The 25393-nt window shown below is 57.2% G+C and carries 24 protein-coding genes, 1 tRNA gene and 1 pseudogene; 15 read left to right on the top strand and 11 right to left on the bottom strand.

Features of this window, described 5'->3' with window-relative positions; genetic code table 11:
* Positions 1-71: 71 nt before the first annotated feature.
* Both ACKFRY_RS10265 and mfd read left to right on the top strand, forming a co-directional pair.
* Positions 72-677 carry a TetR/AcrR family transcriptional regulator gene (locus tag ACKFRY_RS10265; protein WP_040425065.1) on the top strand — a complete coding sequence of 202 codons (606 nt, stop codon included), beginning with the start codon at positions 72-74 and terminating at the stop codon, positions 675-677.
* The gene (mfd, locus tag ACKFRY_RS10260; protein ID WP_408922802.1) at positions 678-4316 is read left to right on the top strand and encodes a transcription-repair coupling factor; all 3639 of its coding nucleotides are present in this window, start codon (positions 678-680) and stop codon (positions 4314-4316) included.
* Here mfd and ACKFRY_RS10255 read toward each other — a convergent pair whose 3' ends face one another.
* Positions 4317-5792: an amino acid permease gene (locus ACKFRY_RS10255; RefSeq protein ID WP_408922801.1), complete on the bottom strand. Its 1476-nt coding sequence runs from the start codon at positions 5790-5792 to the stop codon at positions 4317-4319.
* 57 nt (positions 5793-5849) lie between these two features.
* On the opposite strand from ACKFRY_RS10255, the gene ACKFRY_RS10250 reads away from it, so the two are divergent.
* The 3 genes from ACKFRY_RS10250 to eno all read left to right on the top strand — a co-directional run bounded on the left by ACKFRY_RS10250 (position 5850) and on the right by eno (position 8578).
* Positions 5850-6437 carry a MazG nucleotide pyrophosphohydrolase domain-containing protein gene (locus ACKFRY_RS10250; RefSeq protein ID WP_200436285.1) on the top strand — a complete coding sequence of 196 codons (588 nt, stop codon included), beginning with the start codon at positions 5850-5852 and terminating at the stop codon, positions 6435-6437.
* Positions 6438-6448: 11 nt separating this feature from the next.
* On the top strand, positions 6449-7210 hold the full coding sequence (locus tag ACKFRY_RS10245; RefSeq protein ID WP_200436286.1) for a lytic transglycosylase domain-containing protein: 762 nt from the start codon (positions 6449-6451) through the stop codon (positions 7208-7210).
* A gap of 90 nt (positions 7211-7300) precedes the next feature.
* Positions 7301-8578 (top strand): phosphopyruvate hydratase, encoded by a 1278-nt coding sequence (gene eno, locus ACKFRY_RS10240; RefSeq protein ID WP_179386279.1) that lies wholly within the window; start codon positions 7301-7303, stop codon positions 8576-8578.
* Here eno and ACKFRY_RS10235 read toward each other — a convergent pair.
* The 3 genes from ACKFRY_RS10235 to ACKFRY_RS10225 all read right to left on the bottom strand — a co-directional run bounded on the left by ACKFRY_RS10235 (position 8568) and on the right by ACKFRY_RS10225 (position 11010).
* The gene (locus tag ACKFRY_RS10235; RefSeq protein WP_408922800.1) at positions 8568-9743 is read right to left on the bottom strand and encodes an HNH endonuclease signature motif containing protein; all 1176 of its coding nucleotides are present in this window, start codon (positions 9741-9743) and stop codon (positions 8568-8570) included. The genes eno and ACKFRY_RS10235 overlap by 11 nt on opposite strands.
* A 116-nt stretch (positions 9744-9859) precedes the next feature.
* A complete protein-coding gene (locus ACKFRY_RS10230) occupies positions 9860-10444 on the bottom strand; it encodes a hypothetical protein (RefSeq protein ID WP_408922799.1) in 585 nt (194 codons plus the stop codon).
* A gap of 35 nt (positions 10445-10479) precedes the next feature.
* Positions 10480-11010, bottom strand: a complete 531-nt coding sequence (locus ACKFRY_RS10225) for a ribonuclease (RefSeq protein WP_408920302.1) — start codon at positions 11008-11010, stop codon at positions 10480-10482.
* Between the two features lie 221 nt (positions 11011-11231).
* On the opposite strand from ACKFRY_RS10225, the gene ACKFRY_RS10220 reads away from it, so the two are divergent.
* The 4 genes from ACKFRY_RS10220 (at position 11232) to ACKFRY_RS10205 (ending at position 13319) form a co-directional block, all read left to right on the top strand.
* A complete protein-coding gene (locus tag ACKFRY_RS10220; RefSeq protein WP_234447489.1) occupies positions 11232-11669 on the top strand; it encodes a septum formation initiator family protein in 438 nt (145 codons plus the stop codon).
* A gap of 8 nt (positions 11670-11677) precedes the next feature.
* Positions 11678-12226, top strand: a complete 549-nt coding sequence (locus tag ACKFRY_RS10215; protein WP_408922798.1) for a DUF501 domain-containing protein — start codon at positions 11678-11680, stop codon at positions 12224-12226.
* A gap of 10 nt (positions 12227-12236) precedes the next feature.
* A complete protein-coding gene (locus tag ACKFRY_RS10210; RefSeq protein WP_200436290.1) occupies positions 12237-13202 on the top strand; it encodes a Ppx/GppA phosphatase family protein in 966 nt (321 codons plus the stop codon).
* Positions 13203-13242: 40 nt separating this feature from the next.
* Positions 13243-13319, top strand: a tRNA-Leu gene (locus ACKFRY_RS10205).
* 50 nt (positions 13320-13369) lie between these two features.
* Here ACKFRY_RS10205 and ACKFRY_RS10200 read toward each other — a convergent pair.
* The 4 genes and pseudogenes from ACKFRY_RS10200 to istA all read right to left on the bottom strand — a co-directional run.
* A pseudogene (locus tag ACKFRY_RS10200) lies at positions 13370-13777 on the bottom strand (integrase core domain-containing protein); the annotation flags it as partial.
* Between the two features lie 42 nt (positions 13778-13819).
* A protein-coding gene (locus tag ACKFRY_RS10195) for an IS3 family transposase (RefSeq protein ID WP_101679514.1) occupies positions 13820-15036 on the bottom strand; the annotation gives its coding sequence in 2 pieces (ribosomal slippage) (positions 13820-14775 and positions 14775-15036; 1218 coding nt in all).
* A gap of 267 nt (positions 15037-15303) precedes the next feature.
* On the bottom strand, positions 15304-16062 hold the full coding sequence (locus tag ACKFRY_RS10190; protein ID WP_150851610.1) for an ATP-binding protein: 759 nt from the start codon (positions 16060-16062) through the stop codon (positions 15304-15306).
* Positions 16063-16079: 17 nt separating this feature from the next.
* Positions 16080-17687 (bottom strand): IS21 family transposase, encoded by a 1608-nt coding sequence (istA, locus tag ACKFRY_RS10185; protein ID WP_150851611.1) that lies wholly within the window; start codon positions 17685-17687, stop codon positions 16080-16082.
* A 410-nt stretch (positions 17688-18097) separates the two neighbouring features.
* Here istA and ACKFRY_RS10180 point away from each other — a divergent pair, with 410 nt between their 5' ends.
* The 3 genes from ACKFRY_RS10180 (at position 18098) to ACKFRY_RS10170 (ending at position 21823) form a co-directional block, all read left to right on the top strand.
* Positions 18098-18847 (top strand): Bax inhibitor-1/YccA family protein, encoded by a 750-nt coding sequence (locus tag ACKFRY_RS10180; RefSeq protein WP_005327420.1) that lies wholly within the window; start codon positions 18098-18100, stop codon positions 18845-18847.
* Positions 18848-19318: 471 nt separating this feature from the next.
* Positions 19319-19933: a DUF3558 family protein gene (locus tag ACKFRY_RS10175; protein WP_244262093.1), complete on the top strand. Its 615-nt coding sequence runs from the start codon at positions 19319-19321 to the stop codon at positions 19931-19933.
* A gap of 306 nt (positions 19934-20239) precedes the next feature.
* Complete coding sequence (locus tag ACKFRY_RS10170; protein ID WP_408922797.1) at positions 20240-21823, top strand: hypothetical protein; 1584 nt, start codon at positions 20240-20242, stop codon at positions 21821-21823.
* A 44-nt stretch (positions 21824-21867) separates the two neighbouring features.
* Here ACKFRY_RS10170 and ACKFRY_RS10165 read toward each other — a convergent pair whose 3' ends face one another.
* From ACKFRY_RS10165 to ACKFRY_RS10155, 3 genes are all read right to left on the bottom strand, one after another.
* The gene (locus ACKFRY_RS10165) at positions 21868-22146 is read right to left on the bottom strand and encodes a thiamine biosynthesis protein X (RefSeq protein ID WP_408922796.1); all 279 of its coding nucleotides are present in this window, start codon (positions 22144-22146) and stop codon (positions 21868-21870) included.
* A 41-nt stretch (positions 22147-22187) separates the two neighbouring features.
* Positions 22188-22709 (bottom strand): transcription elongation factor GreA, encoded by a 522-nt coding sequence (gene greA / locus ACKFRY_RS10160; protein WP_005323614.1) that lies wholly within the window; start codon positions 22707-22709, stop codon positions 22188-22190.
* 120 nt (positions 22710-22829) lie between these two features.
* Positions 22830-23300 (bottom strand): DUF4307 domain-containing protein, encoded by a 471-nt coding sequence (locus tag ACKFRY_RS10155; RefSeq protein WP_316981135.1) that lies wholly within the window; start codon positions 23298-23300, stop codon positions 22830-22832.
* Positions 23301-23395: 95 nt separating this feature from the next.
* Between ACKFRY_RS10155 and mca the strand changes: the two genes are divergently transcribed.
* Genes mca through ACKFRY_RS10140 form a run of 3 tightly spaced genes read left to right on the top strand, consistent with a single transcriptional unit; the run spans position 23396 to position 25393 of the window.
* Positions 23396-24289 carry a mycothiol conjugate amidase Mca gene (gene mca, locus ACKFRY_RS10150; protein WP_198492797.1) on the top strand — a complete coding sequence of 298 codons (894 nt, stop codon included), beginning with the start codon at positions 23396-23398 and terminating at the stop codon, positions 24287-24289.
* A 3-nt stretch (positions 24290-24292) separates the two neighbouring features.
* Positions 24293-24604, top strand: a complete 312-nt coding sequence (locus ACKFRY_RS10145) for a hypothetical protein (RefSeq protein ID WP_204609642.1) — start codon at positions 24293-24295, stop codon at positions 24602-24604.
* A 12-nt stretch (positions 24605-24616) separates the two neighbouring features.
* Positions 24617-25393 (top strand): isoprenyl transferase, encoded by a 777-nt coding sequence (locus ACKFRY_RS10140; protein WP_150850761.1) that lies wholly within the window; start codon positions 24617-24619, stop codon positions 25391-25393.

The following is a 25393-nucleotide window of genomic DNA, read 5'->3' as shown; positions in this document are numbered from 1 at the left end:
GCTGTAGGCATAGCGTACCTGACGCCCCCGGGTAAATCACAAATTGCGGGGCAAAGGATAGGGTAGAAGGTATGGCTCGACAAAGGATGACCGGCCGGGAACGCCGCGAACAACTCATTTCCATCGGACGCGCCGCATTCGCGGAACTAGGCTTTGAAGGAACCAGCGTCGAAGAGATCGCGGCACGCGCCGGGGTATCCAAACCCGTAGTCTATGAGCACTTCGGGGGCAAGGAAGGCCTCTACGCGGTGGTCGTTGACCGCGAGATGCTGGCCCTGGAAAAGGTCATTACTGATTCCTTGGAGACCGGCAGCTGGCGCGAGCGCATCGAGCAGGCCGTCATGGCCATTTTGACCTATGTTGAGGAAGAAACTGATGGCTTTCTCATCCTGGTGCGCGATGCCAAGCCCGGTGACGAGCGCAGCTTCTCCACGCTGTTGAATTCCGCGGTGGGCCAGGTTTCCTATATCCTGCGAGAAGCGTTCGAGCACCGCGGTATTGACCCGGATTTGGCGGATATTTACGGCCAAGCGCTGGTGGGAATGGTATCGACCACCGCGCAATGGTGGCTGGATGAGCGCAACCCGGACAAAGAAGTCGTCGCCACGCATATTGTCAATCTATGCTGGAATGGTTTGTCCGGTATGGAAGTAAAGCCCAAGCTAGGAGGCAAATAAATGGCGACCCCAATGCTGGCCGGCCTGCTCAAGGTAGCGGCCTCAGATCCCAAGCTCAAGGGCATGATTTCTCATGTGGGCGACGACCTCCACATCACAGGCTTGGATCAGTCCCGGCCGTGGGCCTTGGGCACCTTGGCTCATCATGCCCCAGTGCTCGTGGTAACCGCTACGAGCCGCGAGGCTGAGGACCTTACGGCGGAGCTTACGGCGATGCTGGGGGAGAAGGTGGCCATGTTCCCCTCCTGGGAGACCCTGCCGCACGAGCGCCTGAGCCCCGGCGTAGACATCATCGGCCGCCGCGCTGAAGTTCTGCACAATCTCGATAGCCTGCAGGTCATCGTCACCGCCGCCCGCGGCCTGTCCCAGCCCATCCTGCAGGAGGTGGAGGGCCGCGCTCCCGTCCACCTCGAAGAAGATCATGAATATGACTTTGATGAGGTAGTCCGCGAGCTCGGGTTCCGCGCCTATAAGCACGTAGACATGGTGGCTAAGCGCGGCGAGTATGCTACGCGCGGCGGCATCATCGATATTTTCCCCACCACGCTGGATTATCCGGTCCGCGTGGAGTTTTGGGGCGATGAGATTACCGATATCCGCCAATTCTCCGTGGCTGACCAGCGCACCATTCCGGAAATCGAGGTGGGCCGCGTAGACATTTTCCCGGCCCGCGAGCTGCCTATTACGGACGCCATTGCCAAGCGTGCGGCCGATCTCGCCGTTAAGCACCCCGGCAATCCCGCCTTGGTGGAGCTGCTGACCAAGGTAAGCGAGCACATCCCGGCCGAAGGCATGGAGGCGCTCCTGCCCGCGCTTTCCGACGCCCCCATGATCACCCTCCCCGAATTCCTGCGCCCCACCACCCACGTGGTGATGGTCGGCCCGGAAAAGATTCGCCGCCGCGTGGCAGATCTAGAAAAGACCGATGCGGAATTCCTCGCTGCCGGTTGGGAGGCCGCGGCCATGGGTGCCGATGGCCCGCTGGCTACCGAAGGGCTCGATACCGAGGCATCCAGCTATCGCTCCTATGAGTCGCTCGAGGTCTCCATCAGCGAGTCCAGCCTGCCTTTGTGGACTTTCTCCCCACCGGGAATGCTCGCCGCCCCGGAAGAGGAGACCCTCCCGCTCGAATTCGAGCCAGGGCCCACCCCGCGCGGCAATATCGAAGAAATCGATGCCATGATGGCCCAACTCCTCGCGCACACCAATGCCGGCGGCCGGGCAGCCTTCATCGCGCCGGCGCAAGGTGCCATCAAGCGTATGGTGGATCGCTTTGCAGAAAAAGGCATCCGCACCAAGGTGGCCACCCCTGGCTGGGAGCCCACCGCCGGTGAAGTCACCCTCTACCAAGCACTAAGCCACGCCGGCCTGGTATTTCCCAAGGTGAAAAAGCCCAAGGATGCCGAGGCCCTCCCACTGGTCGTTGTAACCGAGACGGATCTGACCGGTAACCGCGTAGGCGATATCGCCGAAGCGAAGCGCCGGCCCGCCAAACGCCGCAATAAGGTTGACCCGCTTGCCCTCAAGCAGGGCGATTTTGTGGTGCACGAGACCCACGGTATCGGCAAGTTCCTCAAGATGGCCGAGCGCACCATCCAGTCCGGCGATGAAACCAGCCGCCGCGAATACATCGTGCTCGAGTACGCGCCCTCCAAGCGTGGTCAGCCCGCCGATCAGCTCTGGGTTCCCATGGACTCGCTGGATCTGCTCAGCAAGTACACCGGTGGCGAATCGCCCCACCTGTCCAAGATGGGCGGTTCCGACTGGAAGAACACCAAGAAGAAGGCGCGCGCCGCCGTACGCGAAATCGCCGGCGAGCTGGTCGAGCTCTACGCCAAGCGCCAGGCCGCGCCGGGGCACCAGTTCTCCCCGGATAATCCGTGGCAGGCGGAGATGGAGGATAATTTCCCCTTCGTCGAAACCGAAGACCAGATGCTGGCTATTGACGCCGTCAAGCACGATATGGAGTCCACGGTGCCGATGGACCGCGTCGTCGTCGGCGATGTGGGCTATGGCAAGACCGAGGTGGCCATCCGTGCCGCCTTCAAGGCCGTGCAAGACGGCATGCAGGTGGCCGTCCTCGTGCCCACCACGCTGCTGGCGCAGCAGCATTTTGATACCTTCAGCGAGCGTATGACCGGCTTCCCCGTCAAGATTGAGGTGCTTTCGCGCTTTACCTCAAAGAAGGAAGCGAAGGACATCTTCAAGGGCCTGGCCGATGGCAGCGTCGATATCGTCGTCGGCACCCACCGCCTCCTCCAGACCGGTGTGCACTGGAAGAACCTCGGCCTCATCGTCGTGGACGAGGAGCAGCGCTTCGGCGTGGAGCACAAGGAACACATCAAGGCGCTCAAGGCCAGCGTGGATGTGCTCACCATGTCCGCGACACCTATCCCGCGCACCTTGGAGATGTCCATGGCTGGCATCCGCGAGATGTCGACCATCCTGACCCCGCCGGAAGACCGCCACCCGGTGCTAACCTATGTCGGCGCTTACGAGGACAAGCAGGTAGCCGCGGCCATCCGCCGCGAGCTGCTGCGCGATGGTCAGACCTTTTTCATCCACAACAAAGTCTCTGATATCGAAAAGAAGGCCCGCGAGCTGCGAGACCTGGTACCGGAGGCCCGCGTCGTCGTCGCGCATGGCCAGATGAACGAGGAGGTGCTCGAGCAGACCGTCCAGGGTTTCTGGGATCGCGAGTATGACGTTTTGGTATGTACCACTATCGTGGAAACCGGCCTGGATATCGCTAATGCGAATACCCTCATTGTGGAAAACGCCCACCATATGGGCCTGTCCCAGCTGCACCAGCTGCGCGGGCGCGTGGGCCGCTCCCGCGAGCGCGGCTATGCCTACTTCCTGTACCCCAAGGGGGCCACGCTCACGGAAACTTCCTATGACCGCCTGGCCACTATCGCTCAGAACAATGACCTTGGTGCCGGCATGGCCGTAGCCATGAAGGACTTGGAGATGCGCGGTGCCGGCAACGTCCTTGGCGCCCAACAGTCCGGCCACATTGCCGGTGTGGGCTTCGATCTCTACGTGCGCCTCGTGGGCGAGGCGGTCGAGACCTTTAAATCGCTCGCCCGCGGCGAGGCCCCCACCGTTACCGATGAGGGCCCGAAGGAAATCCGCATCGATCTCCCTGTGGATGCGCATATTCCGGAAGGCTATATCGATTCCGAGCGCCTGCGCCTGGAGGTCTATCGCAAGCTTGCGGCCTCGCAGAATGACGATGATCTCAAGGCCGTTATCGAGGAAATGGAAGACCGCTTTGGCCCGCTGCCGCAGGAGGTTCTGCGCCTGCTTTCCGTTGCCCGCCTGCGCCACCAGGCGCGCCGCGCCGGCATCTCCGATATCACCGTTCAGGGCACCCGCGTCAAGTTCCACCCCGTGGAGCTGCCGGATTCCAAGCAGGTGCGTCTCAAGCGCCTATATCCGGGCTCCAGCTTCCGTGCGGCGGCGAAGGCAATCAACGTGCCGTTCCCCAAGGCAGGGCGCAATGTCACCTCCCCGAAGCTGCGCGATACCGAGCTCATTCAGTGGGCGGCGGACTTCCTAAGCGCGCTTTTCGACGTCGACCCCATCAACGTCAGCGGCGCCCAGCCCACCTCGAACGTGGTCAGCGTAGGGGAGTAGCTAGAGGGTGAGCCAGCCGGTGCTCAAGCCCCAAATGGCGGTGGCGGCACCGGCCAAGACAATGGCCACCACGCACCACTCAAAGGTGTTGAAGATGCGTTCCTTCTTCCACAAACGGGTGCCGACATACGGAATAAGTCCCGGTACCACGGCCAATGCGCCGAGTAGGACGTAGACGAGGTCGGCCGCATAAATTAGCCACAGGGAGTAGATAAACGCGAGCAAAGAAATGACCAAGTGCTTGCGGTTATCCTTGCGGCCTACCTCTGGTCCAGAAAGATCGAACTTGATACCCGCCTGCGGGTGAGACAGCCCCTTGCCCCGCAGCGTCAAGAGCAATAGGTACAAGGAAGAAAAGATATAGGGCAGCAAGTACATGATGGTTGCCAGCTGCACCATGGCGTTATAAGACGCCTCGTTGAGGTAGAAGACGATGATGAATAGCTGGATGGCCATCGTGGAAATCAGCTGCGCTACCCACGGCGCACCCGCCACATTGATGGTTCCGATGCGGCGGGGAATGAGGCCGTCGATGGCCATCATCACGATGGGCTCGGCGCACAACATCTGCCAGGACACATAGGCTCCCAAAACCGACAAGCACAGTCCAATAGACACCAGCGCGCCGCCCCAGGGGCCGATGACCTCGGTGAGTACGGAGGCCATGGAATTATCTGGCAATGCGGCTAGTTCTTCTTTGCTCATCACGCCAAAGCTCAAGGTAGACACGGAAACCAGCAGTGCCAGCACGGAGAAGAAGCCGATGACGGTCGCGCGGCCGACGTCGGTGCGCTTAGAAGCCTGCTTGGAATAAACGGATGCGCCCTCCACGCCAATGAAGACCCACACGGTAAAGAGCATGATTCCCTGGACCTGCTCAAAGACGCTGGCCTCTGAAGCGCGTCCCCAGAAATCCAAGGTGAATTTATCCCAGCTGAACCCGAGGAAAGCAATGAGCACCACAAAGGCCAGGATGGGCACAATCTTGGCAATTGTGGTGATGAGGTTCATGAACGCGGCCTGCTTGATGCCGCGCGCAAGAACCGCAAAAATGCCCCAGGATAGGAGGGAGACGGCGATGGCGGAGGTCCAGTAGTGGTCGGCGTCGAAAAGCGGCAGGTAATGGCCCAAGGTATTGAAAAAGAGGGTGGCATAACCCACCTGCGCCATAACGGAGCCCAGCCAGTAGCCCCAGCCGGAGGTAAAACCAATAAAATCGCCGAGGCCGGCCCGCACGTAGGAATAAACGCCAGAATCAAGGTGCGGCTTTCGGCGGGCCAGAATTTGAAAAACAAACGCCACGGAGAGCATGCCGATGCCCGCTACCAGCCAGCCAATGAGCATCGCGCCTGGGCCGGCAACGGAGGCAATGTTTTGGGGCAGCGAGAAAATGCCCGCGCCCACGGTGGAACCGATAATCAGCGCGACGAGGGTCCACAGCGTCACGGAGTGGGAACTATTCTGGCTGGAGGTCATTGGCCTAAAATACCTTGAATAGCCCCATAATGGGAACTCGGGCTAGACTTTGTGCACATGACTGTGCTGTTGCTCGATGAACGCTGGCCCACCATGATCCCCATGCAGGCATACGGGAAGCTGCGTGGCCCCGTCCACTTCACGGGTGAGGTACCCGTGTCCGTACGGTGGAATTTTTCCGATCTGCTGGTAGGCGAGGACGCCACCGGCACCTTGGTAAGCACCGACGAACACGATCCGGACACTCGCGCCCGCCTCGCTAGCGGCGAGTCCGTCATTCGCGCCGAATCCCTTGCAGATCCCATCATGCAGGCGCGCCAGACCATGGCCACGGCGCGGCGCATCGGGGAGTGGGAGCGCGAGCAAACCCATACTTCCCTCTTGCCGTACCTCGAGGAGGAGTCCGCCGAATTCGCCGCGGCCGTGCGCAGCCGCGAACCGGAAAGCGAGATGCTTAAGGAATTGGGGGATATCTTCCTCCAAGTACTTTTCCATGCGGAAATCTCCACCTTTTCGCTTGACGACGTCGCCCAGAGCTTCCTCACCAAAATGCGCGCCCGCGCCCCATACCTATTTGATGGCACCACGGAGATTGTCGACGTTGACACGCAAGAGAGGCTGTGGCGCGAAGGCAAGGGAATGTAGGATGGCTTCTCATGAAGAGGCTGCTGCAGATATTCGGGGGCTGCGGGGTGGCCGTAGCCGTGATCATCGCGTTGGTGGCATGGCTGTTGACGGGGCACGGCACTTCCCAAGAGCCCGTACCGGAGAACATTCCGCCCGTTGAAGGCAAAGAGGTCGCGCACATTGACGTCAATGCCCCCGGCCGCACCGCGGATAAGCTTACCTACTGGGCCTCTGACCTAGCTGAGCAGACGGGCATCCCGCCGGCTGCCCTGCGCGCTTATGGCAACGCCGAACTCATCGCTCAGCAAAAATGGCCGAATTGTCATCTGCGCTGGAATACCCTTGCCGGGCTGGGCTACGTGGAGACCCGCCATGGCACCTACAACGGCAATTGGTTTAAGCCCTCCAAGCTTGACGACGCCGGCTACCCCCAACCACCCATCAACGGCATCGCCCTCGATGGCCTGAACAATACGGCGCACACCCCAGATACCGATAATGGCGACATCGATGGGGACTCCGAATATGACCGCGCCGTCGGCCCGATGCAGTTTATCCCGACCACGTGGGAATCGGTGGGCGCTGATGCCAACGGCGATGGCAAGGCAGATCCCAATCAAATTGACGACGCCGCAGTTGGCGCCGCCGGACTTTTATGTTTTGGTGATAGAGATCTCTCTAACCCAGAACAGTGGGAGGAAGCAATCCTAAATTACAATCAGTCCAGCGAGTATTTGCATAAAGTTGCACACGCCGCCAACGCCTACTCGGTTCCGCAAAGTGCAAAGTAGTGTCACACAGTAAAGTTTTCTGCAACAATTGACAACGTAGCTGGGCCGGCTGGTCCAGAGCGAACTTTTTTATGAGGAGTGAAAAACAGCATGGCTGACATCATCCACACTTTCGCCCGCGAAATTCTTGATTCCCGTGGTAACCCAACCGTCGAGGCCGAGGTCTTCCTTGATGACGGCGCCCGCGGTGTTGCCGGCGTTCCTTCCGGTGCTTCTACCGGTGTGCACGAGGCTCACGAGCTGCGCGACGGTGGCGAGCGCTACCAGGGTAAGGGTGTTCTGAAGGCTGTTGAGAACATCAACGAGAAGATTGCCGACGAAATTGCTGGCTTCGAAGCCGACGACCAGCGCCTCATTGACCAGGCACTGATTAAGCTGGACGGTACCGATAACAAGTCTGAGCTCGGCGCTAACGCTATCTTGGGCGTTTCCATCGCCGCAGCCAAGGCCGCTGCAGAGTCCGCTGCACTGCCTCTGTACCGCTACATCGGCGGCCCGAATGCACACGTACTGCCGGTGCCAATGATGAACATCCTCAACGGCGGCGCACACGCTGACTCCGGCGTGGACGTCCAGGAATTCATGATCGCTCCGATTGGTGCGGAGTCCTTCGCCGAGGCTCTGCGTATGGGCGCCGAGGTCTACCACGCACTGAAGGCAGTGCTAAAGGACAAGGGCCTGTCCACCGGTCTGGGCGACGAGGGCGGCTTCGCTCCTTCCGTTGACTCCACCAAGGCTGCTCTTGACGTCATCGTGGACGCCATCAAGAAGGCCGGCTTCGAGCCCGGCAAGGACGTAGCCCTGGCACTCGACGTTGCTTCCTCCGAGTTCTTCAAGGACGGCAAGTATCACTTCGAGGGTGGCGAGCACACCGCTGAAGAGATGTCCAAGGTCTACGAGGACCTCATCGACCAGTACCCGATCGTCTCCATCGAGGATCCACTGCAGGAAGACGACTGGGATGGCTACACCGCCCTGACCGCCGCGATTGGCGAAAAGGTGCAGATCGTCGGCGATGACTTCTTCGTCACCAACCCTGCTCGTCTGCAGGAGGGTATTGAAAAGAAGGCTGCCAACGCCCTGCTGGTTAAGGTCAACCAGATCGGTACCCTGACCGAGACCTTCGACGCAGTCGAGCTGGCTCACCGCAACGGCTACCGCACCATGATGTCCCACCGCTCCGGTGAGACCGAGGACACCACCATTGCAGACCTGGCTGTTGCTCTAAACTGTGGCCAGATCAAGACCGGTGCACCGGCTCGTTCCGAGCGAGTAGCTAAGTACAACCAGCTGCTGCGTATCGAGCAGGAGCTTGGCGACGGCGCAGTTTACGCCGGCCGCTCCGCTTTCCCGCGCTTTAAGGCTTAACCGCCTCCCTTCGTAGCGCCCTTGCATTGCCGCGGGGGCGCTTTCGCATGTCTAGGTATTGTTGCCAGGTTTGCTTCCAATTCACGGTTCGCGGCGCCAAAGGTCCTTGAGCACGGTCAATTTCGAAGGTGCCGTCCGAAAAGAGCCAGGCAACATCCCCAGTGATGGGATCCATGATGTAGCGTGCCCTTCCATCGGTCTTCACGTTGTGGTGGTGTTGACAGAGAGTGACAAGATTATCGACGCTCGTCGGTCCGCCGTCGGCATACTCCACACGATGATCAAGCTGGCAGTAATGCGCCGGCATGGAACACCCCGGCCAACGGCACGTGGCATCGCGACCGTGGACCCATGTCCTGATTTGCTCGGTGGGGACGTAGGAGGAAGTTTCTTCTGGGCACAACTCGCGAGTCATCGAGTAATTGCTTAAATGCTCCGTAAGAACGCACCATCCCGCCGAAGGTATGTATACCCGAGAAGCATCGTCACCCGCTGCATAGGTGTTTATAACTACTTTTGTCTGGGTGCGATTAAAAATCAGCGCTTCCAAAGCCTCTGGCTTGGTGATGTTCTTCTTTCGCGCTGCTTTATCGATGTGTCGTGAAATAGCACTGGCGGTAGCCTTATCCGTCTTCAGGGTGATGGTGGCTTGGCCTTTGGAATAAGAAATGGAAACGGATCGCTCGATTTCCTTCTCAATTTCTGGCTTGAGAATTCCGTCGATGTAGTCGCGCAAGAATCTACGGATTTCAGATTCCGTGGGTACATGCTGGGCAGGTTCCTTTGGGGTGAGGAAGTCTGCAAGGGCGGCATCGATTAGTTGGATGCCCTCGGCGTCGTCGCCAAGCGGGGCAAGCTCGGCATCAATGACGTGCAGCCGCGGGAGGTCAAGAATCCAATGTTCGGTCTGTACCGCCGTGGTTAACGGCAACTCACGCATGCGCAGGTGAGAGCGCAGTGCGGATAAGACGCGCCAGTAGCTCAAGCCCACCCGCTTAGCTAAAGCAGTGGTAGTGCATTCGACATCGTTTTCTAATCGCGGAAGCACGGATTGGTATAGCTGCCAGGATTGAATGCGTTGGAGCATGCCCAAAACGCAAACCGTATCGTCGAGGTTATTGGTAGAAAAATAGGCGTTCTTTGGTGGTGCGTCGCTGGCTGTCACGGAAAGTTCCCCCTCTGGAATAAATCGCACACCCAATCGAATTTCTGCCCCTAGTATAAGCCGCCTTTCCGGCGTGCGCAAGGGGTAAAACGAAAAAATGTGCGAAATTCCGGGGGTTAGTAACTGAAAACGTTGTCAGCTACTGCTTCGAGTTCCTTATCGTCATATTTGTCACCGCAGGTGGCGAGGGAACCCACGCCAGCCATGTACATGGTAAAAAGCTTGTCTAGGACGGGAGAAGCCGCTGAAATTTCAAGCTTTTCGTAGACGGGAGCGTATTTCCTATCGAACTCCTCAAGGCTAGGGACGAGTTCTTCAAATGCGCTGTCGCCATGGGTTAGCAAATACTTGGCGTCGTCCAGGGTTTGCTCATTCTCGCAGGCAACAAATCCAGCCTTCTTCAGCGTCGTGGCATTGACCTCGTAGCTTGTAGGGCCGTCTTCCTCTTCGGAAGCCCCAGCGCCGAACACATCTAGGTAGAAGTCCGGGATCGTGCCGTATTCCTTTATGTGGTAAATGAAGCCGCTTTTGGTATTGAGGTCGTGCTTTCTGCTTGTGGTGGTGGGGGTTTCGCTGCTGGTAGGGCTTTCGCTAGTGGGGGATTCCGCTTTGGTGGCTGCTTCTTCTTTGTGGTCGGTCGAGCTGCACCCGGTAAGTAGGGTGCCTACGGCGGCTAGGAGGAGGAGACGCTTGAGGGGCATAGCTATTCCTTAAGTAGGGAATCTGGTTCGAAGCTCTAGCTGGAATGGATGGACTCAGCGACTTTTTCCAGTTCTTCATCGCTGAATTCATCGCCGCAAGCCATCACGGCACCGAGTGAGGTCATCGCTGCAGCCATGATCTTGTCATTGTCTGGTGCGTCATCGGGGATGTTCAGTGCCTCAAAAACATCACTGTATTTATCATCAGAGCCGCTGACTGATGACATAACAGCTTCCCCAAATTTGTCGGTGTTTCCTCGGAAATATTCCTTTGAAATGTCGAGCAACTCGTCATTCTTGCAGGTAGCTTCGCCGGCCTTCTTCACGGAATCTGCGTTGGTTTCAAAGGTCTCGGGCTGATCGTCGCCCTCGAGCTGGTCAGCATCGTGGTTGATGTAATCATCCGGCAGGGTTTTGTACTCCTTGAGATAGTCGGCCATGCCGTCTTTGGTGTTCAGGTCGTAGCCGTCACCGTAGACGGGGTATTCGCCGTCTTGGGCGGAAGGGCTGCAGCTGGCAAGGAATAGGGTTGCGGTGAGAACGGGGAGGAGGCGCTTGAGGGACATGAAACTTCCTTCCTGGGAGGGAGAATTTCTTTTAGTGTATCCAAATTGCGCGTGCCACGTCCCTGTTACAGGAGTGACGGCGCTAGGATTAGAGGCCTATGGCACGCGAAAAGAAGAGGCAGCGAAACCGGAGCCGCACTAGGGTTCCGGTGGCGTCGCGTGCTGCGGATATCCGCAAAGCTCAGCGTGCACAACTGAAGCAGAAACAGAAGCCGGACCGGATGAGTATTGCCGGAGTAGGCGTAATCGTAGCTATCGTGCTCGTGGTTTTGTTTGCTATCGCTATTCCGCTGCGCAATTACTACCACGGCCGGTCCGAAATTGCCCGCCTCAATGAGTCAATCGCCGCCAAGCAGGATGAGAAGGCTGCTTTGCTGGAAAAGATTGATAGATATAAGTCTGATGAGTACATCAAGCAGGAGGCGCGGCGCCGATTCGGGGTCGTCGATGAGGGCGAGACCGCCTATCGCATCATTGACCCGCAGATAAAGCCGGATGACCAGCTCACTACAGATGGTCAGAAGGAAGAAGATTCCCGCGAATGGTACGAGGTTTTGTGGGACTCCGTGGCTGAGCCCCCTGAGGAGGAAGCTCCATCCGAGCAGGTAAATCATCTTCCGATTGAGCCTGCGCCGGAAGAGAATCCAGATGTGCGATAATTGTCCGCATGACCGTCACTGATGCAGATATCGCTGTAGTAACTGAGCAATTGGGCCGTACCCCGCGCGGGGTCCTTGAGGTTTCTTATCGCACGCCGGATGGGCAGCCCTCGGTAATTAAGACGGCGCCCAAGCTTGCCGACGGCACCCCATTCCCCACCCTCTATTACCTCACCGACCCACGGCTTACTGCCGAAGCCTCACGCTTGGAGGTTGCCCACGTTATGAAGTGGATGGAGGCCCGCTTGGGTGAGGACGAGGAATTGGCTGCCGACTATCAGCGCGCCCACGAATACTTCTTGGCCAAGCGCAATGACATCGAAGACCTTGGCACCGATTTCTCCGGTGGCGGCATGCCCGATCGGGTCAAGTGTCTGCATGTGCTCATCGCATACGCGCTTGCTGAAGGTCCACAGCATTTCCGTTTGGGAACTGAAGCGGTTGCCATGGCTGCTGACCACGGCAAGCTTCGAGGCTCTGCCATCCCGCAAGATTGGCCCAGCGTCGAGGATCTGGGAATTGACTTGGCCCAGTTCGATTTCTCTAACGCGGAATAGGAGGGCTGCTATGACTCGCGTTGCTGCGATTGATTGCGGTACGAATTCGATTCGCTTGCTCATTTCGGAGATTCAGGAAGACGGCAAGGTTCGCGATATTACCCGCACCATGGAAATCATCCGCTTGGGAGAGGGAGTCGATGCCACTGGCGAAATAGCCCCTGCGGCCCTAGACCGCGCCCGCGTGGCCTTGGAAGGCTACGTACGCCAGATGAAGTTTGAGAAGGTCACCCGCGTGCGGATGGTCGCTACCTCCGCTACTCGCGATGCCAAGAACCAGCAGGAATTCTTCGACATGACCGCTGAATTGCTCGGCCAAATTCAGCCTGGCGCACAGGCCGAGGTCGTCTCGGGCGAGGAAGAGGCTCTGCTGTCCTTTAATGGCGCCGTGGCCGATGTGGAGCCAGACCGTGGGCCATTCTGTGTCATCGACCTGGGCGGCGGTTCGACCGAGTTCGTCGTCGGCACTGCCGATGGCGATATCTTGGGCACCCACTCTGCCCGCATGGGGTGCGTCAGGCTAACCGAACGCATTATGCGTACAGATCCGCCTACCGAGTCGGAGATTGAGATCGCTTCTGAGTACGTCGGCGAGCGTACGGCGGAAGTGGAGAAGATAGTACCTATTTCTAAGGCCCGTACCATCGTCGGCTGCGCAGGCACGTTTACCACTCTTTCTGCATTGGCTCAGGGCCTTGAGCGCTACGACGCCGATGCCATTCACGGGTCTGAGCTCCGCTTCGATGCCCTGCGCGTGCTTTTGCAGCAGCTTATTGGCCTGCCTTCCGACGTCCGCGCCCTCAACCCCGTCATTCACCCCGGCCGTGCCGACGTCATTGGCGGTGGGGCGGTGGCCGTCGAAGGCATCATGCAGCTTATCGAGCGCAATTGCGATGCGCGCAGCTTTTTCATCAGTGAAAAGGACATTCTCGACGGCATTATCGCTGGTCTGGCTGCGGAGGGTACCCCTCGTTAACTCCCGCAGGGTGAGGTGGCCTAAAATATTCCTTGCCCTTGCCCCCATAGCCCAATCGGCAGAGGCAGTCGACTTAAAATCGATTCAGTGTGGGTTCGAGTCCCACTGGGGGCACCATGTGAAGTCTCGAGACATCGTTCCGGTCGATGCCTCGAGATTTTTCGTTTTCAGTTGCCCTGTTGGGGGTCAAGTTCGTTGTCTTTCTTGTTGTAATAGATTTTTTCTTCGGTGAGTGTGTAGGCGGCGATTTGTGCCCCAGTGGTGGTTATTTTGATGCTTACGCGGTTGTCGATGCAGACCATGGTGATTGGTTCGCCGCCCCATCGGCGCCCGATGTAGAGGCGGCGTAGTTTGCCACCCCATCGCAGGGTTGTCTTGCCGTTGGTGCCTACTTTGTCAGTGCGTAGGCGGTAGTCGTGGTCTGGTTTGATGTCTGCTGGGAGAGCTTTGGGCAGTGCTGTGTAGGCTTCTGCGGGGGTGGTTCTGTTTAGGGCTCTATGGGGGCGTTTGTGGTTGTAGTATTCGATGATTTCTTTTAGCTGAGAGTTGAGTTCATCGAGACTTTGAGCTGTGGGGTTGCCCGCAAATCGTGGACACGTAGTGGGGCTACCTAGTGTTTAGGCAGCTATTTCTTTTCTACTGGTGGTTAGACCAATGTGGTTTTCGAAGTCGACGGGGCTGACCATTCCTAGTGCAGAGTGCCGGCGCCGACGGTTGTAAACGACTTCCATCCAGTAGGCAACGGCCTTGCGCGCAGCATCGCGGGTAGGCCAACGCTTACGGTCGTAGAACTCGGTTTTAAGCGTCGACCAGAACGACTCAGCCATCGCGTTATCAAAGCACACACCAGTACGCCCCACAGACTGAGCAATGCCCAGGTTATGGCAGACTTCCCAGAGCTTCTCGCTGGTAAATTGCGTTCCGCGGTCAGCGTGGAACACCAGCCCATTAGGAACGTCACCGCGCAGTGTATGTGCCATCCGCAGGGCCCGTTCGACCAGGCATGTATCTTGAACGCTATCCATTGCCCATCCCAGCACCCTGCGGGAATGGCCGTCGCGGACCGCACACAAGTACAACCATCCCTCGCTGGTGCGTAGGTAGGTAATATCCGACATCCACACTCGGTTGAGCTCACCAGTATCAAACATGCGCTTGACCAGGTCAGGAAGAGCTGACTTACGCTTGGATTGAATCGTTGTCACCGGGACAAAGGCACGCGGTGAAATCCCTTCAATGCCCATCATGCGCATCCGCTTAGCCACAGTCTTGCGATTCAGGGTGATCTGGTAGCGCTCGGTAAGTTCTGCGGTGATCCGCGGAGCACCATAAACCTCATCGGAGTCTTTCCAAATCTGATGAATCTTTCGGTCAACGCCATCGTAAAATGCAGCACGATCATTTTCGCCAGATAGTCGCTTCTGCTGCGTATCAGCCCATTTGTAGTATCCAGACCGAGACACTTTTAATAGCCGTGCCATGCGTTTGATGCTGTAGTTTGCCTTCTCCTGCTGCATCAATTCGAACTTTTCTGCTCGCGTTGCTTCGCGGCGAAGAAGGCTGTCGCTTTTGACAAAAACTCATTATCCATCTTGGCTTCCGCCAACTCACGGCGCAGACGAGCATTCTCAGCACGAAGATCAGCCTCACTCATCCCATCCGAGGCCCCTCGGCGTTCACGCTCGAGTTTGACCCACCGGCCTAAAAGCCCGGCGGAGACGCCAATCTCCTTAGCCACATGAGCGATCGGGCGCTCTGACTCGATTACAAGGTTCGCGGCTTCACGCCGGTACTCCGGCGTGTACTTCTTGCGCTGTTGACTCACAATGAACATCCTCTCCTACGGACACAAGATCCGCACAAATAGGGTGTCCACTAAACGAGGGTAACCTCACTTTTTGTCGCGGCCGGGCAAATTTAACTTCAGAGTTTTCTACCGGATCGATGTAATGAGACATTAGTGCTGGTTAGACCGGAACTATCTCATAAGACATGCGTGTCAGATGCGAGTTTTTGGTACCGGTGTTCTGGGGACTCGGTACTGTCGTGTTCCGGGTAGTTGGTACCGGGCCGAGGGGTACGTCGGCCCGGGCCGTTAGTCTTAGTCGTCTGGGGTGGTCGGGGCGGTGGCTTTACGCATGTCGAAGTCTCCGATATGGATTCGGTGGCCGTTGTTGAGGCGGCTTACGAGTGAATCGGCTCCGACTCTGTCTGGCAGTGTTTCAACCCAGTAGGCGGCAGCTGATTGGGAAGAGATCAGTGTTGGGAGCCTTCCGTCGCGGTCGAATATGATCTTGGCTAGGTCTTCTTGCCCGCGCTGGTTGATGCTGATGGTCATAAAGTCGTCGATGATAAGGACATCGACGTTGATCAGTTTCCGCATCTTATCGAGGTAGTTTTGGTCAGTCGGTGAGAAGACCGCCAGCATGTCTACAAGTTGATCCAGCCGGTAGTACGCCACGGAATATCCGGCTTTGCATGCGGCGATGCCGATGGCGCAGGCAATGTATGTCTTGCCTGTTCCGGTCGGTGCGAGGATGTGTATGTTGGTCGGGTTTTCCCGCCAGTTGGTTGCTGCGATTCGTTTCAGCTGGCGCATGTTGATACCACGTTGTTCTGCCCGGGTGATTTCAGCCAGGCTTGCATCCGGGTATCGGAATTGTGCCTGGGTGATGGCCTTGGCGATATTGCGCTGTTGGCGTTGTGTGTAGGCTTCTTCGACTGCGGCGAGGAAGATGTCTTCTGGTAGCGCATCCGCATAGGCCTCGTCGTTGACAACCTCGTAGAAGATGTCAGCGAAGGTTGATACACGAAGCTTGCGCATTTTTGCCCGCACAATCTCGTCGTCGATGCTGCTCATGATTTTTCACACTCCTTCTAGTTTTCGTAGTGGTCAGCAGGCCGGATAAAGACGGCATCGGCCACGTCGCCGGTAAGCGGGGTACTTGGGCGTGGTTGGCGCTTGGCCACAGGCTGTGTTTTTGGCCCTGGTTCCCCGGGATGTTGTTGGGCGTGGGCAATGTCAGTCTGGAGGCGTTTGATCACTGCCATCGTTGGGGCCAGCTTCTTGTCCACGACCTGCTGGCAGGCAGGTTCCAGGGTGGCTTTGTTGTGCTTTTTGCCCAGGTTGGCCAACACGTTGCGTGCCTGGATGAGTCCGCGGGGTACGGCGGCACTATTGCGGTCGAGGATCATCGCTATGACTGCGTGCGTTGCTGCCCCAAACGACGAGGCCCAGGCCAAAAGCTCATCACGGGTAAGCGCCTTGTGGCCTTCATCATCGCCACGCGGCCCATGCTGAGGGTTGGTGGAATACCGGTATTTGAATCCGTGAAGGCGCGTGTGTTCAGCAACAAGCTGCTCCCCGTTGAAGACGCTCACCAGTTGCGGGGTGAGCCTGACTGTTACCGACTCTCCTACCAGCTGAAATGGCACTGAGTAGTACTGGTAGTCACAGGTGATGTGCCAGTTGCGATCGACTTTAAGCCGCTTATAAGACACTTCCGTAAACGGCGTCGGCGGAAGATCCCGCATCATTGGTGCCTCTTCTTTATCAAAGCGCATCTGCCGTGTTGAGCCATCAGGCCGCGTCATTGCGCCGTTGATAACAGCAAGACGGCAAGCGATCGCCTCATTAAGCTCATCAAGGTTATAGAAGACCTCGTTGCTAAAGTAACCCAGGATTTTGGTGTAGGCGATTTTCACGGCACGCTCTACCGCTGCCTTGTCACGAGGCCTGCCGGGCCTAGTCGGCACAATCGTGACCCCGTAATAGTCAGCAAACGCTGCGTAGCGGTCAGTGACCATCCGGTATGTAGAGGTCTTCTTCGGCCGATAAGTCGCCGTAGAAGCATTATCTGGCACGATGATTGCTGGTACTTTGCCAAGATAATTCAACGCCTTAACATGGCACTCAATCCACGCCGACATCTTCTCATTCGCAGCAGCAGTAACGTACATCAGCCCTGAGTACGGGCTGACCGAGACAAACAATGACGCCTTGAACACGGTATCACCACTGGCCTGATCTACTACAGGCACTTTGTCACCGGCCCAGTCGACATAAAGCTCTTGCCCTGGCTCATGGGTGATAACTTCGACGAGATCGTTGGCACGCAGAAACTCATTGAGCCCACTGCAGAACTGGGAGTACTGGTACTTTGTCTTATCCGTCGGACAAGGCTTCGACACGTAGTCCATCCACAGCTTATGCCTGGTCACATGCTTCGTACCTTTCAGCTTGCGTGCAAGAGCATGAAAATCAGGCTGGTCGTAGGGCAACGACCGCTTACTCCGGCCATCACTGAATCGATCATCGAACCATCCCGGTGGGAGCTGACGGAAACGCTCTGGAGTTAGTGCCTCATCGTTGATGACTTTCTTTGCTCGGGATACTTCTCGTCGTGAACATCCCAATGCATGTGTGATCTGCGCGTAGCTAGCACCATCAAGGCACATCGCGATGATCTGTTTGAAGTTAGCCACAAGGACCGGCTCCTTCCAAGTAGAAGTTGACGCAACACCAGCGGATTGTGGTGTCGCCAACATCAACTATGAAAGAAAACCCCTTGCAGTACCGGGTACGCGGAACACCGGTACCAACTACGCAGACTCGCGGTACCAACTACCCCAAATCGACAACATGCGGAACGATGTCTCCGAACCAGACACCACTGGGGGCACCATGTGAAGTCTCGAGACATCGTTCCGGTCGGTGTCTCGAGACTTTTCTCGTTAACAGGTCTTCACAGGGTTGATGTAGAAGTTGCACACAAAACTTCTAGCTAAATGGAAAGAATGTGGAACTTTATGGGGTGGTGTCTCGTTGAATGGGGTGAGATAGCTAATTTGCACCTCTCTTAGAAAGGACAACCGTGCGTTCAAGCAATCCGGTAATGAGTTCTCTGACCGAAAATAGTAGCCGCCAAAACTCTGGTTATGAGGACGTATCTACTCGTCCCATGACCGTGGATGACGTAGTGACCAAGACGGGCATTACCCTCGGCGTCATCATCGTCGCCGCAGCCATCAACTTCGCCCTGGGAATGCTAGTAAGCCCAGGTATCGCCATGGCCTTGACCTTGGTCGGTGGTATCGGTGGCTTCATTACCGTGCTCGTTGCCTCTTTTGGCAAGAAGTGGGGTTCTGCTGCAGTCACCCTGATTTATGCCGTATTTGAAGGCCTATTTGTCGGTGGCTTCTCCTTGATGTTCTCCAACGTCAACTTCCAGGGCGAGGGCGGCATGGCCATCATTGGCCAAGCGATTGTCGGCACCATTGGTGTATTCATTGGCATGCTGATTGTGTACAAGACTGGCGCAGTGAAGGTGACTCCGAAGTTCACCAAGATCCTTTTCGGCCTGATTGCTGGCGTTGCTGTCATGGCTCTTGTTAACTTCTTGGGCGCGATTTTCTTTGACTTCAACCCACTGCGTGATGGTGGCCCGATTGCCATTATCTTCTCGCTCGTCTGCATCGTTCTGGGTGCCCTGTCCTTCCTGACCGACTTTGATCAGGCTGACCGCATGATCCGCGCTGGTGCTCCTGCTAAGAACGCTTGGGGCGTAGCTCTTGGCCTCGCTGTGACCCTGGTCTGGCTCTACACTGAGATCCTCCGTCTGCTGAGCTATTTCCAGCGAGACTAACTGACTCTTTTGCATTGGCCCGCACTTCGGTGCGGGCCTTTTTGTTGCCAAAAATCGCTTACAAACGTGTAATTTCTGGGGTAATTCTGGGGGATAAAGTGCGGGTTTAGCCTTCATTTGGTCTACAAAACCACTCCCCGGGGTGGTACAGCTAATGAGCAGGAAATTTCGCCCTTTAGACGTTATGGATGTGACATATGGGGCAAATAATTTTGTTAAATTGCCGTTAACCTTTGCGGTTGCATAGAAAATTCTTGGGGCCTCATGCATGCTGTGTACCGGAACGGGAAATACGAAGTGAAAAGTTCTCTGTTTCACTTTTCCTGTTCCTCTCGTCAGGAAGTGAGTGCGCGAAGGATTGTTGTGAAGCGTCAGGTCACCGTAGCAACGTTGATGGTCAGCAGCACCGTTATGCTGAGTAGCTGCGTTGCGGACATCGGTACGAGGAGCGCGTCAGAGGAGACCACCAAGGTGGACGAGGCTGGCGGCATTAGTTCGGCCGACGGTGCAGGGGGAACCAACGGGGACCCGGGGGATGATGCGGACGACAATCAGGGGGAATCGGCACACACTAATGGCGGGGAGAATGCGGACGGCGCCGGCCAACCGGGGGAGGCCGGCGCCACGGGGTCGGGAGACACTTCCGGCGTCCTACCGCCACTGGGGGAATTCGATCCGGCAGACCCGAGTTTCGAGCTTTTTGATCCGTGTACGGAGATTCCGTACGGCAGATTAGAAGCTTCTGGGATACATCCTGAGCCTATTTCGGTTCATCGGGAGTCAGGATGGAGTTTCTGTGGATTTCGTGGCTCTGAGGCGAGGTATGGAAAAGCCTCTATCACTTTGGCGTCAAAGAATTTGGGGATTGATCAAGAAACAATCAAATTTACCGGTGAACCAATTTTGACTGGCGAGAATCTACCTCTCGTAGCTTATCCAGAAGATGGTCCTTTGGGCCGATACTGTTCGGCATTTCTAGAGACTAAAGGTGGAACAGTGAAAGTTAGCTTTTCCAATCTTCAAGAAGGTTCTGTAGAGACTACCTGCGAAAATGCCGAGCAAATATTTGAAGACCTTACAATGTAAATAAAAATCGGGGGAGCAATGAAGCTGAATAGTCAGAATCTTGAGCTGAATTCTATGGCAATTAATGAATTTCAATCAAGAATTAGTGAAGTAGGAGCGGGGATAAATTCTCCACTTAATGCAGGATTTTCTTCAGTTAATGGAATTGATCATGTAGGTGCGGTTCACCAGAGGGTTCTTGAGACTGACCCGGGATCTGCGTGTGAATCAATCAAGACCTTTTCAGAGCAATTAGAATGGTTGTACGACAGTCTCGGGCGGGAGGCTCGAGGGTTTCAGGCACAGGAAGACGCGAATAGTCGGGGAATGGAGATCGCGGATGCGGGTGGGGATATCGGCATTGAGTCGATGCCGATTATGAACCAGCCTGAGCCGGGGTACAGCCCATTTGGGTTTTCCATGCCGGTGGTGAATGTCGGTACGGACATTGTGAAGCTGGCTACGGACCTGATGTCGACGCAGATTTGGAATGTGTCAGAGGCGAATGCGCGGTGGAGCTCGTTGGCGTCGGAAGTCGACGATATTGTTAGCGGGTTACAGGAAGCAGCCGGGTCTTTGGAAGGCGAGAACGACAGTGAGGCAACGTCGAGGGCGGCGGCAAAGATTAGGGAAGTGGCGGCGTCGGGAAGCCACTTTGTAGCAAATGCCAAGGTCATAGGGGAGAAGCTGACCGGATTCCACGCCAAGTTGATGGGCATGCAGCCGACTGCGATGGCCATGGCGATGGAAGTGATGGCCATTCCAGAACCGGTGGAGCGCGAGATTGCGGAAAAGGCCGCATTGGCCGCGTTGCAACCTGACCTGCAGCGCTTCGCGGTAGAGGCAATGCCGTACCAGCACGCTTTGATGGAACAATCGCCGGCGTCGGGAGGCGGCGGCGTTGAGGCCGGCCTCGCCGGAGTTGACGGTGATGGGCAGCGCTACACCACCGATGCTGTGGTATGGCCAAAGAAGATTGCGGAAGCGATAGCGCGAGGAGATTTGGGGCCGGGGAACTTCGACGTCGTCAATGGCAATGTGGACGGGCTAGAAGCAGTGGGGATGAGCCCACAGGAAATTACTGATTTTCACCAGCAGATGCATACTAGCGGCAGGAATGCGCTGGAAAAGCTGGGCCTAGGAGACCACGTAGCCATCGGCGGCAATGACGTGTCCACCCAAGGTGCATCCATGCCGGGCGTAACTGCGCCGAACGGGGCGATGGGGCAGGTTCCTAGTGGCACGGCGCATCCGGTTGCCGCAGGAGCAAACGCTGGCGCGCTTAATAACAGTGGTGCGATGGCGCCGACAGCTACAGCGCAATCCGCTACTTCTGGGATGGCGCCGATGATGGCAGCTGGAAGGCCTGCGGATGCGGGCCGTGGCGTACTCGGCGGTCAGTCGCTACGAGGCGGAATTGGATCCGCTGCAGGAAGTGTAAGTGGCGGCGCCGATATTGCGCGTGCCGGAAAAGGGGCGCAGTCGGGCCTGCACCTTGGACGCGGAGCCGGAGCGCCCTACGCCGGTGTCGGTTCAGGCGTGCGCGCTGGCCATAGCAATGCACTCGGCGGCGGTTCGGGCATGCGCGCTGGTCTTGGCAGCGGTGCAGGAAACGGTGCTGGTGCGGGCATGCGGCCCAGCGTGGGTGGCGGCCTAGTTTCCGGAACGGGCGGCAGTGAAAGTGCCGCGGCAGCACGCGGTGGCAATGCCGGCCGCTCAACCGGAGGGGCACGAGCTTATGGTCCAATGATGGGGATGCGCGGAGGCAAAGACAGTGAGAAAAAGCGCGTAAAGTCCGTCACCACGCAGGTGGAACGGGACCCCAATAAGCGCGACCTCCTGGGGGAGCCGCCCGCTGTCGTACCCGGTGTCATCGGGGATTGGGTGCGGGAAGTGGACCCAGAAAAATAGCATGAAAAAAGGGCCGAGGAAATCCCTCGGCCCTTCAAGCCTTATTACTGCTGTGGCAGCTCGGTGGCGGTACCGTTCAAGTGCGGCTGTGCCGGCTCTTCTGGAACACCGGACTCGACTACAGGTGCTTCCTCTTCAATAACGGTTTCGGGTGCGGAAGAGCTGGTCTCAGCATCCTTCTGCATCGGGGCCTCACCGGTGAAGGTGGAGGCATTTTCTACCTTGGAATCAGAATCCTGCTGGTTCGGTGGGTGGCAAGCAGCGAGGGAGAGGCCAGCGGTGAAGACCAGGCCAGTGGCGGCGAAACGGGAGAACTTCTTCATGGGGATGTGCTCTTTCTCCAGAGTGGTAAGTGGTTAAAAGTTTAGGACTCGCGTGGAGCAGCGGCCTTAGCAGAATCATACGGCGCTGCGGATTCGATGGTGACCGAAATGGTCTTGCCATTCGGAGCGGTGTACTCGCGGGTCTCACCTTCTTGTGCGCCAAGGATGGCAGCGCCCAGCGGGGACTGTTCGGAATAGGTTTCCAGGTCCTTGTTATCGGAAGCAGCGGCGCGAGTACCGATGAGGAAGGTCTCCTTATCGTCCTTGTCACCGTTGTAGTAAACGTGAACTACGGAACCGGTGTGGGCGACGCCCTCCTGAACGGCACCGCGCTCGGTGGTGGCATTCGCAAGAACCTCAGAAATCTGCTTAATGCGGGCCTCTTCCTGGTCCTGCATCTCACGTGCGGCGTCGTAACCGGCGTTCTCCTTGAGGTCGCCTTCCTCACGGCGCTCGTTGATCTCAGCCGCGACTACTGGGCGGTGGTCGATGAGCTCCTGCAGCTCGGCCTCGAGCTTTGCCTTGGTTTCCGGGGTGATGTACTGCTTTTGCTGCTCAGCCATTCTGCAACCTTCCGTAGATAGGAATTGTGGTCAAAGCCCCTGCTAATCCTTGGGGCTATAAGTAAAAGTGGAACCGGGCATATGCCCAGTTCTAGGCGCTACAAATCCTAGCACACGCGGCTAGCGGCTTTCCGCGTAGTCAGGGTTATCCATATCCAAGTATTCGGGGATATTGCCGGAACAACCATAGGCCCCGCCTGCCACGGCGCGAGCGTTGGTCGGGACGTCGACAGCAATGCGCTGAGTTTCGTTTCCGCCCGCGGGAACAGGGAACTCGCGGCGGCCTACTTCGGACTTGGAGTAGTCAAAGGCCTGGACAATGCAATAAGCATCTTCATCGGTGTGATTGCGGGTGACATCGACCCAAACGCGGGTGGAATCATCGCTCAAAACCTCCTGGGTCACGATGGACACCTGTGCGTTCACACGCTCCTTTTCCTGGAAGTACCGGAATCCGAAGAAAATAAGCGCGATAAAAATGGCGACAAAGATCAACACCAGCGCCTTATTAGTCCAGCTACCAGAGTTCTTTTCAGAGGAGCCGCGGGAGCCGTAGCGGGCGACTGAGCGAGAGTTTCCGGCGGAAGTCATAGCTTCCACTCTAGCCGAGGACCACTGTTTTCCAATTATCTACTAGGATAATCATCTGTTCAAAGAACCTAGATTAATAAGGGGATGGATTTTCAGTGAGCGATTTTCGCCTACTAGCTATCCACGCGCACCCAGACGATGAATCATCGAAGGGTGCTGCAACCACCGCGCGCTATGCCGCAGAAGGCTATGAGGTTTTGGTGCTGACCTGTACCGGCGGCGAGCGCGGCGATGTGATTAACCCCGCCATGGATCGCCCGGGAATCAAGGAAAAGATGGGCGAGGTGCGCCGGGAAGAAATGGCTAACGCTGCGCGGGCGCTGGGCGTACAACACCGCTGGCTGGGCCACGTTGATTCCGGATTGCCCGACCCGGTTGAAGGCAAGACTATGGAGGAATTGCTTCCGGAGGGCTGCTTTGCGTTGCTGGGCGATGACACCGTAGCGCAGGAATACGTCCAGGTTATCCGCGAATTTCGTCCACACGTCATTGTTACCTATGACGAAAATGGTGGCTACCCGCACCCAGACCACCTGATGGTGCACCGAGCTTCTATGATCGCGTGGGAGAAGGCGGGCGATGCCGAGTATCACCCTGAGCTGGGTAAGCCGTGGGAGCCGCTGAAGCTTTACTACTCGCACGGTTTCGTCTACCAGCGCATGAAGATGTTCCATGATCTGCTGTTAGAAGAGGGGAATACCAGTCCTTATGGGCCGATGCTGGCGCGCTGGGACACCACTTTTGGCGATATCATGGCGCGTGTAACCACCCAGGTGGAATGCGCGGATTACTTTAGCAATCGCGAGGAGGCCTTGCGGGCGCACGCTACGCAGATCGATCCGGCGGGTGCCTTCTTGGCGACGTCGGTGGAGGTACAGCAGCGCCTTTGGCCCACCGAGGAGTTCGAGCTGGCGAAGACCCGCGTTTCTACCTCCCTGCCAGAAAATGACCTCTTCGCCGGCATCGAAGAGGAAGAAGAGGAGGCTTAAGATATGAGCATGTATGGTTCTTTCGTGCTTGCCGCACATGACGTATTTGTACTCGCCCAAGGAACCGAGGGCGCCGAAGGCGGCCCAATGGGCCCTGAATTTGGCAAAGCTTCGCCCATTGGCCTGCTGATCTTGGCGCTTATGGGAGTTGCGGTGTTGTTTGCGGGCTGGAATTTCCATCGCCGTTACTCTCGCTTTCGCCGCCGCATGATGTTTGCGGAAGATCACGGAATCGATCCGTTCGATGAGGAAGCCGTGGATGAGGCGATGAAGGAAGCCGGCATTTACGATAACCGCAAGAAGTCCATTTTCTAGGCGGATAGACTAATGAGCGTGAGTTCTCTCAAGCAGCTGGCTTACCCAGCTTATGAAGCCCGTCTGGCGCGCCTGATCAAGGGCAAGCCGCAGCCTAAGCACATCGCCATCATGGCCGATGGCAATCGTCGGTGGGCGCGTGAGGCTGGGTTTACCGATATCAGCCATGGTCACCGCCAAGGCGCGAAGAAAATCGGAGAGATGATTTCGTGGTGCCGCGATACTGATATCGAAGTGGTCACCATTTATTTGCTGTCCACGGAGAACCTGAAGCGCAGCGAGCAGGAAGTAGAGCTGCTCTTTGACATCATCTCGGACGTGGTCACACACCTATCCCATAGCGACGTCGGCTGTCAGGTGCGCTTGGTTGGCCACCTCGATCTGCTCCCGGACGATATTCGCCAGCGCATGGTGACGGCGGCGGCAGAAACCAAGGACAATACCGGGGTCATCGTCAATGTGGCGGTGGGCTATGGCGGGCGCCAAGAAATCGTGGACGCAGTGCAGAACTTGGTGCGCGCGGAAGCGGAAAAGGGAACTACCGCAGCGGAAATGGCGGACCGCGTTACCGCAGAGTCTATTGGTGAGCACCTGTACACCAAGGGTCTTCCAGACCCGGACTTGGTTATCCGCACCTCTGGTGAACAACGCCTGTCGGGCTTCCTCCTCTGGCAGGCCGCGTACTCCGAAATCTGGTTCACGGATACTTACTGGCCAGCATTCCGCAAGGTGGACTTCCTCCGCGCCTTGCGGGATTACTCCCAACGTTCGCGCCGCTTTGGTAAGTAG

This window comes from Corynebacterium tuberculostearicum (assembly GCF_046097255.1).
Classification (GTDB): domain Bacteria; phylum Actinomycetota; class Actinomycetes; order Mycobacteriales; family Mycobacteriaceae; genus Corynebacterium; species Corynebacterium tuberculostearicum_J.
The sequence above is the reverse complement of the archived record's forward strand: the minus strand, read 5'-3'. Positions and strand labels throughout refer to the sequence as shown.

Coding starts and splice junctions, on each gene's coding strand:
- ACKFRY_RS10145 (WP_204609642.1), top strand. CDS start 24,293: ATGAGCATGTATGGTTCTTTCGTGCTTGCCGCACATGACGTATTTGTA.
- ACKFRY_RS10220 (WP_234447489.1), top strand. CDS start 11,232: ATGAGTATTGCCGGAGTAGGCGTAATCGTAGCTATCGTGCTCGTGGTT.
- ACKFRY_RS10210 (WP_200436290.1), top strand. CDS start 12,237: ATGACTCGCGTTGCTGCGATTGATTGCGGTACGAATTCGATTCGCTTG.
- ACKFRY_RS10165 (WP_408922796.1), bottom strand. CDS start 22,146: ATGAAGAAGTTCTCCCGTTTCGCCGCCACTGGCCTGGTCTTCACCGCT.
- ACKFRY_RS10215 (WP_408922798.1), top strand. CDS start 11,678: ATGACCGTCACTGATGCAGATATCGCTGTAGTAACTGAGCAATTGGGC.
- ACKFRY_RS10225 (WP_408920302.1), bottom strand. CDS start 11,010: ATGTCCCTCAAGCGCCTCCTCCCCGTTCTCACCGCAACCCTATTCCTT.
- mfd (WP_408922802.1), top strand. CDS start 678: ATGGCGACCCCAATGCTGGCCGGCCTGCTCAAGGTAGCGGCCTCAGAT.
- greA (WP_005323614.1), bottom strand. CDS start 22,709: ATGGCTGAGCAGCAAAAGCAGTACATCACCCCGGAAACCAAGGCAAAG.
- ACKFRY_RS10140 (WP_150850761.1), top strand. CDS start 24,617: ATGAGCGTGAGTTCTCTCAAGCAGCTGGCTTACCCAGCTTATGAAGCC.
- ACKFRY_RS10245 (WP_200436286.1), top strand. CDS start 6,449: ATGAAGAGGCTGCTGCAGATATTCGGGGGCTGCGGGGTGGCCGTAGCC.
- eno (WP_179386279.1), top strand. CDS start 7,301: ATGGCTGACATCATCCACACTTTCGCCCGCGAAATTCTTGATTCCCGT.
- ACKFRY_RS10180 (WP_005327420.1), top strand. CDS start 18,098: ATGAGTTCTCTGACCGAAAATAGTAGCCGCCAAAACTCTGGTTATGAG.
- ACKFRY_RS10265 (WP_040425065.1), top strand. CDS start 72: ATGGCTCGACAAAGGATGACCGGCCGGGAACGCCGCGAACAACTCATT.
- ACKFRY_RS10250 (WP_200436285.1), top strand. CDS start 5,850: ATGACTGTGCTGTTGCTCGATGAACGCTGGCCCACCATGATCCCCATG.
- ACKFRY_RS10230 (WP_408922799.1), bottom strand. CDS start 10,444: ATGCCCCTCAAGCGTCTCCTCCTCCTAGCCGCCGTAGGCACCCTACTT.
- ACKFRY_RS10190 (WP_150851610.1), bottom strand. CDS start 16,062: ATGAGCAGCATCGACGACGAGATTGTGCGGGCAAAAATGCGCAAGCTT.
- ACKFRY_RS10155 (WP_316981135.1), bottom strand. CDS start 23,300: ATGACTTCCGCCGGAAACTCTCGCTCAGTCGCCCGCTACGGCTCCCGC.
- ACKFRY_RS10255 (WP_408922801.1), bottom strand. CDS start 5,792: ATGACCTCCAGCCAGAATAGTTCCCACTCCGTGACGCTGTGGACCCTC.
- ACKFRY_RS10170 (WP_408922797.1), top strand. CDS start 20,240: ATGGAGATCGCGGATGCGGGTGGGGATATCGGCATTGAGTCGATGCCG.